Annotated in this window: 6 protein-coding genes; 3 read left to right on the forward strand and 3 right to left on the reverse strand. The window is 74.5% G+C overall.

What is annotated here, in order from left to right:
• Nucleotides 1-3,227: HtaA domain-containing protein (locus DY240_RS33780; RefSeq protein WP_119662478.1), on the forward strand; the 3,227-nt coding region annotated here is incomplete at its 5' end.
• Between the two features lie 173 nt (nucleotides 3,228-3,400).
• On the forward strand, nucleotides 3,401-4,051 hold the full coding sequence (locus tag DY240_RS25370; protein WP_119662479.1) for a LysE family translocator: 651 nt from the start codon (nucleotides 3,401-3,403) through the stop codon (nucleotides 4,049-4,051).
• Here DY240_RS25370 and DY240_RS25375 read toward each other — a convergent pair.
• Nucleotides 4,048-4,944: a phosphotransferase family protein gene (locus DY240_RS25375; protein WP_119662480.1), complete on the reverse strand. Its 897-nt coding sequence runs from the start codon at nucleotides 4,942-4,944 to the stop codon at nucleotides 4,048-4,050. The genes DY240_RS25370 and DY240_RS25375 overlap by 4 nt on opposite strands.
• 41 nt (nucleotides 4,945-4,985) lie before the next feature.
• On the reverse strand, nucleotides 4,986-5,294 hold the full coding sequence (locus tag DY240_RS25380; RefSeq protein ID WP_199702403.1) for a DUF2470 domain-containing protein: 309 nt from the start codon (nucleotides 5,292-5,294) through the stop codon (nucleotides 4,986-4,988).
• Between the two features lie 17 nt (nucleotides 5,295-5,311).
• On the opposite strand from DY240_RS25380, the gene DY240_RS25385 reads away from it, so the two are divergent.
• A complete protein-coding gene (locus DY240_RS25385) occupies nucleotides 5,312-6,802 on the forward strand; it encodes a DUF7059 domain-containing protein (RefSeq protein ID WP_233552873.1) in 1,491 nt (496 codons plus the stop codon).
• Nucleotides 6,803-6,805: 3 nt separating this feature from the next.
• Here the strand turns inward: DY240_RS25385 and DY240_RS25390 are convergent, their stop codons facing one another.
• Nucleotides 6,806-7,630, reverse strand: coding sequence for a HoxN/HupN/NixA family nickel/cobalt transporter (locus DY240_RS25390; protein ID WP_119662481.1), 825 nt, complete (start codon nucleotides 7,628-7,630; stop codon nucleotides 6,806-6,808).
• Between the last annotated feature and the right edge of the window lie 110 nt (nucleotides 7,631-7,740).

The following is a 7,740-nucleotide window of genomic DNA, read 5'->3' on the forward strand; positions in this document are numbered from 1 at the left end:
CGCTCGGCATCTACACGTACGCCGCGGGCGGCACCGTCAACGCCGATCAGGAGCTGTCCGTCCCGCTCACCGTCACCGACGACGAGGAGCCGCCGGCCGGCGACAACTACCTCGACTGGGGCGTGAAGGCGTCGTTCCGGAACTACATCACCGGTCCGATCGCGCATGGCGCCATCGAGGTGCGCGACCCGGCCACGGAGAACGCGGACGGCACGTTCCGGTTCGGCGACGGCATCGGGTCCGGGTTGGCCGAGGAGGCGTCGCTGTCGTTCGGCGGCGAGGTGTACTTCTCCGGGCACGACTCCGGGTCCGGCCCGCTGCTGGAGCTGACCGTCACCGACCCGCGGATCATGGTGTCGTCGGCGACGGACGGCGTGCTGGTGGCCGACGTCGTGAGCAGGTCGCTGGACTCCGGCGAGCTCGTGACCTATGACGACGTCGAGTTCGCCACGCTCGACTTCACCGACCACCCGGTGACGGTCACCGACGGTGTCGCGGCGGCGTCCGGCGTGCCCGCCGCGCTGACCGAGGCCGGGGCCGAGGCGTTCGCCGGCTTCTATGCCGCGGGCACCGAGCTGGACCCCGTCACGTTCACCGTCACGCTGGAGGACGAGCCGCCGGCGCCGACGCCGACGGTCGTCGTGTCCGAAGTCGCGGACCTCGACCCGTACGCCGACCAGATCACCGTCAGCGGGTCCGGGTTCGCCCCGGCCGACCTGGCCGGCGGGCTGCGGGTCGGCGTCGGCGTGGTCACCGGCGACGGCAGCGTGCCCGAGCTGGACCCCGTCGAGACCGTCACGTTCGAGCCGGTCGGCGGGCCGCTCTCGTTCGCCCGGGCGGCGCTCGGCACGTTCGAGGTCACCTTGACGACGGGCACCGTCGAGCCGGGCACGACGCTGGCGGTGTACACGTCGCCGGTCGACCCGGAGGCGGACCCGGCGTACACGACGCAGACCCCGATCGCGTTCGCCGGCGCCCGCACCCCGCAGCTCACCGTCACCCCGGCGGAGGGGCTCGCGGTCGGCAGCGAGGTGACCATCGAGGGAACCGGGTTCGCGCCGAACCGGCGCATCTCGCTGGCGATCACCGCCAACGCCGAGCAGGACCCCGAGTTCGGCTGGCCGACCGGCTGGCTGCAGCACGAGGTCGTGCAGGCCGACGCGTCCGGCGCGCTGTCGCGGACGCTGACGCTGGCCGGCACCGTCACCGGCAGCGGCGCGGACTGCGTGACGACCGCCTGCTTCGTGGCGAGCTTCAGCTCGGCGCAGGCGTCGGACGCCACGCCGGTCGACTACCGCGCCGACCGCAGCCAGGACGTGCTGGTCCCGGTGACGTTCGCGACCGACCCCGGCCCCGAGCCGGAGCCGCCGGCCGTCACCGTCGACCCCGACCCGGCCGTCCAGGGCGAGCCGGTCACCTTCACCGGCACCGGGTTCGAGCCCGGCGCGACGGTGACGGCGGTCGTCGACCGCGACGCGCCGCCGCCGGGTGGCACCGGCACGCTGGATTGGGGCGTGAAGGCGTCGTTCCGGAACTACATCACCGGTCCGATCGCGCACGGCACGATCGAGGTGCGCGAGCCGGCGACGGAGAACGCGGACGGCACGTTCCGGTTCGGTTCCGGCACGGGTGATGCCACGGCGATGTCGTTCGGCGGTGAGGTGTACTTCTCCGGGCACGACTCCGGGTCCGGCCCGCTGCTGGAGCTGACCGTCACCGATCCACGGGTCACGGTGTCGTCGGCGACGGACGGCGTGCTGGTGGCCGACGTCGTGAGCCGGTCGCTGTCGTCGGGCGAGCTGGTGACCTACGACGACGTCGAGCTGGCGGCGCTGGACTTCACCGACCACCCGGTGACGGAGATCGACGGCGTCGTGGCGGCGTCCGCGGTGCCGGCGACGCTGACCGAGGACGGCGTCGCGGCGTTCGCGGACTTCTACCCCGCGGGCACGGAGCTGGACCCCGTGACGTTCGCCGTCCCGGCCGACGGGTCGGCGGCCGCGGCGACCGGCGCCCGGGCCGCCTCGCTCGAGGCCGGCACCGGCACCGTCGGTGACGACGGCACGGTCGAGATCGGCTGGACGGTCCCGGCGGGCCTCGCGGCCGGCGGGCACACCGTCGACCTCGTCGTCGCGGACGAGTCGCTGGCGAGCACCGCGTTCACCGTCGAGGAGGCGGACGAGGAACCCGAGCCCGACCCCGCGGTCAGTGTGGACCCGGAGACGGTCGCGCAGGGCGAGACGGTGACGTTCACCGGCACCGGCTTCGGCGCCGAGGAGACGGTCGAGGCGACCATCGTCGTCGACGCCGCGACCGAGGAGCTCACCTTCGACAACGACCACGGCCAGGCCGTCACGGTCCGGTCGGCGGACGGGAACCCGCTGGTCCAGCGCGACGGCAGGCTCCTGGTGGTCGACGGCGGCGAGCTGGACGTCACGCTGACCGGGCTGGAACCGGCCAGCGAGGAGAACACGCCGGACGCGCCGGCCGGGTTCTACCTGTTGACGGCGGTCGACAACGGCCCCGGCGAGGTCGCGACGCCGGCCATCGGCGGCGCCGACACGACCGGCGAGTCCGGCACCTCGCGGTGGATCACCAACTTCCCGTACCTGGGGAGCGAGGACGTCGTGGTGCCGATCGCCGACGGCGTCGCCGAGACGTCGCTCTCGCTGGTCGCGGCCGACGAGTACGCCGACTGCGACGCCGGGTGCGTGCTCTACCTGCGCACCGATCACCGGTCGGCGGCCAACCGGGCGTTCGACCTGCGGGTCCCGCTGGAGTTCGTCAGCGCCGACGAACTGGCCGAGGCGGCACAGGCCGAGCCGGTCACCGTCAGCGGCACCACGTCGGCCGACGGCTGGGTCGCGCTGGACTGGACCGTCCCGGCGGACTCGCCGGTCGGCCCGGCGACCGTCACCCTGACCGGCGCGGACTCCGCGCTGACCGCGTCGGCGCCGTTCACCGTCACCGCCGCCGCCACGGGCGGGGACGACGGCGACGACACCGGCGGGGACGAGTCCGGCGGGGACGAGTCCGGCGGGGAGGAGTCCGGCGGGGAGGAGTCCGGCGGGGCCGAGGACGGCGGTTCGGCGGGCGGGACCGGCGACGACGGGGACGGCGGCCTGCCCGACACCGGGACCGACCCGGTGGCGATCCTGATCGCCGGGCTGGCGCTGCTGGCCGGGGGCATCGCCGTCGCCCTGTACGACCGCCGCCGGCGGGCCTGACGCCGGCCGGGTGCCGGGCCGTTCGTCGTGGACGGCCCGGCCCCCCCACGACCCCGTTGATCTTGGAGTTGTTCGGCCATCTATCGGACATATCGCACGCCAATTGCCGAACAACTCCAAGATCAACTTGTGTGGCGTGGAATCGGGACGGCGGGCGGCGGGTTGGTTCGAGCATGGTGACCACCGGAGCGCTGCTTGGAATCGCGGCCGTCGCGCTGGGCCTCGTGCTCACGCCGGGGCCGAACATGATCTACCTGGTGTCGCGGTCGGTCACGCAGGGACGCCGGGCTGGACTCATCTCGCTGACCGGCGTCGCGGCGGGGTTCTTCGTCTACCTGCTCGCCGCGGCCGCCGGCATCGCGGCTGTGTTCACGCTGGTCCCGGCGCTCTACACGGCGCTGAAGATCGCCGGCGCGGCGTACCTGCTGTGGTTGGCGTGGAAGGCCATCCGCCCGGGCGGCGAGTCGGTGTTCGCGCCGAAGCCGCTGCCGGCCGACCCGCCGCACCGGCTGTTCGCCATGGGCCTGCTGACCAACCTGCTCAACCCGAAGATCGCGATCCTCTACGTGTCACTGCTGCCGCAGTTCGTCGACCCCGCGCGCGGCAGTGTCGCGACGCAGAGCGTGCTGCTCGGGCTGACCCAGATCGCGGTGGCACTGACGGTGAACGCGCTCATCGTGCTGACGGCCGGTTCACTGGCGTCGTTCCTCGGCTCGCGGCCGGCGTGGCTGCGGGCGCAGCGCTGGGTGATGGGGTCGGTGCTGGCCGGGCTCGCCGTGCGGATGCTCACCGACCGGTCCAAGCCGGTGGCCGCCGCGACCTAGCGCCCACCGGCGCCGAGCCGCCGATGGACGCCGGCGAACGCGCGTTCGGCCTCGGCGCGGCAGTAGGCGGCGAACGTCGGCAGCCCGGGCGGCGCGGGCTGGGCACCGCGCCAGGCCTGCGATCCGGCGACGGTGATCAGCAGGTCGGTCACCAGGTCGTCATCGACCGGGTGCGCCGCCAGCAGCTCGTCGAACGCCGGCGTCTCCACCCAGGTCAGAGCCAGCATGAACGCGTCGGCCCAGGAAGGGCCGAGGCAGGACATCCCCCAGTCGACGATGACGGCGGCGCCGTCGGGCCGGATCAGCAGGTTGTCCTCGCGCACGTCCCAGTGGCACAGCGACTCGGTGGTCAGTCGCTCCGGCAGCGTCGCGACGCGCCGGTACAGGTCGCGGATTCGCCCGGCCGTCCACGGCGGCAGGACCCCGTCCGGTGCGCCGGCGAGCTCCGCCCAGCGGCCGCGCCAGATCGCGGCCATCTCCGGCATCCGGCGCAGGGTCGCACCCATCGGCGACGGCGTCAGCTCGCGCGCCTGCCGCTCGACCAGGTCCCGGACGACGGACGCGTCGGCGCCGTGCGGATCGGCCAGGTCCGGCGGACGGCCGTCGACGTCCTCCAGCAGCAGCGCCACCCAGTCGCCGTCGTCGTACGCAGCGCGCAGAGCCGGCCGGTACGGCGCCGGCGGCAGCGCCCGCAGCACCTCGACCTCGCGCCGGAACAGCAGCAGCGTCCGCTCGTTGAGCGCCGCGCCGCACGCCTTGACGAACGCCGTCCGTCCGCCGGCGGTCACCAGACGGGTCGCGCACCCGGGCGACATCCCGCCGGACTGCTCGCGCGTCGCCACGACGGTCGAGCCGAGCGTCGCCTCGGCCCAGTCGCGCACCGCCGCCGGCACGTCGGCGTACCGGATCCGGACGCCGGCCGCGCGCGCCAGCGTCAGTCCTCGGTGCGTGCCGGGCCGCTCAGTGCGGCGGCGGCCTCGGCGGACATCCGCGTCAGCTCCTGGCGGATGTCACCCCGCTCGGTGAGCGGGCGGCTGAAGGGCACGCGGACGGCCCGTTCGTCGTCGCCGACGGTCACCTTGAAGTCGACGCCGGTTGCGTCGACGTGGAACAGCTCCGCAGCGGTGGCCTCCGGCGTGTCGCCGAGCGTCCTGACGATCATCAACGAGTCCTCGGTGTGGTCCTCGTTCATGTGCGCGGCGACGGCGGTGACCACATCCGGGCCGAAGGCGTTCTCAGTCACCGGGTGAGAATACCCACGTGACGACACCTCATCCGGGCCTGTCCGACGACGACGTCGCCCGCGTGCGCGACGCCCTGGCGACGGCCGGATACACCGTCGACGGCGTCCGCGACCTGCTCGGTGCGCGGGCGGCCGCGGCGCTGGACCGCAACGAGACCACGCCGGGCCGGCTCGCCCTCGCCGGGCGGGACGACCCGCCGGCGCTGCTGGCGCGGCTGTGGTCGCTGCAGGCGCCGGTCGAGCGGCGGCTGCTCGAGCGGGTGCTGCCGGTCGAGCCGCTGCTGGCCGGCGGCATCCTCGAGGCGAGCGCCGACGGCGACACCGTCCGGGCCGTGGTCGACATCCGGCCGTACGCCGATGACGCCGGCGACTGGTGGGTGGCCGCCGACCTCACGCCCGGCATGGACGGCCAGCGGGCACCCATCCCCGACGACCACGTCCTCGGCCTCAACGCCGCCTCCAGCACGCTCGCGCAGCTGACCGTCCGCCGGCCGGTCTCGCGGGCGCTCGACCTCGGCACCGGGTGCGGCGTGCAGTCGCTGCACCTCGCCCGGCACAGCGCGCACGTGGTCGCGACGGACGTGAACCCGCGAGCACTGGCGCTGGCGGCACTGACCGCGCGCCTGAACGGCCTGGACGTCGACCTGCGCCGCGGCAGCCTGTTCGAGCCGGTCGCGGGCGAGACGTTCGACCTGATCGCGACCAACCCGCCGTTCGTCGTCTCGCCCGGCGGCACGCACGTCTACCGCGACGGCGGCCTGCCCGGCGACGAGATCTCCCGCCGCGTCGTCGTCGACGGCGCCCGGCACCTGGCCGAGGGCGGGCTGCTGCAGTCGCTGGCGAACTGGACGCACGTGCGCGGCTCGGACTGGCGGGACCGTCTCGGTGCCTGGGTCGCGTCGACCGGCTGCGACGCTTGGGTGATCCAGCGCGAGGTGGAGGACCCCGCCGAGTACGTCGAGCTGTGGCTGCGCGACTCCGGCGAAGTCGGCGACGCCGGCTACGCCCAGCGGTACGCCGACTGGCTGCGCTGGTTCGACGAGCAGGCCGTCGAGGGCATCGGGTTCGGCTGGATCGCGTTGCGGCGGTCCGGGGCGGCCGATCCGTCGGTCCGCATCGAGGAGTGGCCGCACGCCGTCGAGCAGCCCCTCGGGCCGACGGTCGGCGCGTGGTTCGACCGCGTGTCCGAGCTGCGGGTCGGCGACGACGAGCTGCTGGCCGCCCGGCTCGTCCAAGCCGCCGACGTCGTGCAGGAGCAGGTGGGGCGGCCCGGCGACGAGGATCCCGAGCACATCGTGCTGCGGCAGCGGCGCGGCCTGCTGCGCGCCGTCACCGCCGGAACGGCCGAGGCCGGCTTCGTCGGCGCCTGCGATGGGACCCTGCCGGCCGGGACGATCATCGACGCGCTGGCGACGGTGCTGTCGGTGGACGCGGCGGAGCTACGGGCCGACCTCCTGCCGCGGATGCGGGAGCTCGTCCAGGACGGCTTCCTGGAGTTCGCGCGATAACCGTTAGGAGGCGCCGGCGACGGCGGTGACGCCGACGACGAGGTAGATCAGCCCGCCGAGCGTGACGCCGACGGCGGCGAGGAGCGGCACGCCGCGGGTGATGCGGGCCAGCCGCGAGGAGCGGTACGCGGAGTCCGTCAGCAGCGAACTGCCCTTGATCACCAGCAGGCCGACGGCGGTCAGCGTCCCGGCCAGCCCGACGGCGAAGCAGACCACGAGGATCAGCGCGTACGCCGTCCGGCCGGTGAGGATGCCGCTGACCAGGATGAGGAACGCCGACGGCGACGGCAGCAGCCCGCCGGACAGCCCGAGCGCGACCAGGCCCCGTCGCGACCACGGCGCCACTCCGGGCGGCGGCCCGTGTCCGTGCCCGTGACCATGCCCGTGGCCGTGTCCATGGCCATGGCCGTGGCCGTGGCCGTGGCCGTGCCCGGCGGTGGCCAGGGCCGGCTCGGACCGCACGCTGCGCACGTACCGCCGCAGCAGCCCGGCGCCCACGGCGACGACGATCACCGCCGAGATCACCTGCAGCCAGGACGTGAGCAGCCGGGTGTCGGTGCCGCCGGACGCCGTCAGGCCGACCCAGCCCAGCGCCAGCACGAGCACCGAGAACGTATGCATGCCGGCGACGATCGCGCCCAGCACGACGGCGTCCCGGTAGCGGGCGTGCGCGCCGACCAGGTAGGCGGCCGCGATGGTCTTGCCGTGCCCGGGAGCGACGGCGTGCGCGCAGCCCACGACGACCGCGACCACGAGTCCGGCCCACCAGACGCCGGGATTGTCGAACAGCGCGATCAGTCGGTTGTCGAGTTCGTAGAGCCAGTTCACCGGGCCGCCTCGACGGTGTGCGCGGCAGCGGGGACGTCGCCGGCGGCCGGCTCCGCGGCGGTGCGCCGGCCCGCGCCGCGTCGCCACCAGAGCAGCCCGCCGGCCAGGGC

The organism is Jiangella rhizosphaerae, from assembly GCF_003579925.1.
GTDB lineage: Bacteria > Actinomycetota > Actinomycetes > Jiangellales > Jiangellaceae > Jiangella > Jiangella rhizosphaerae.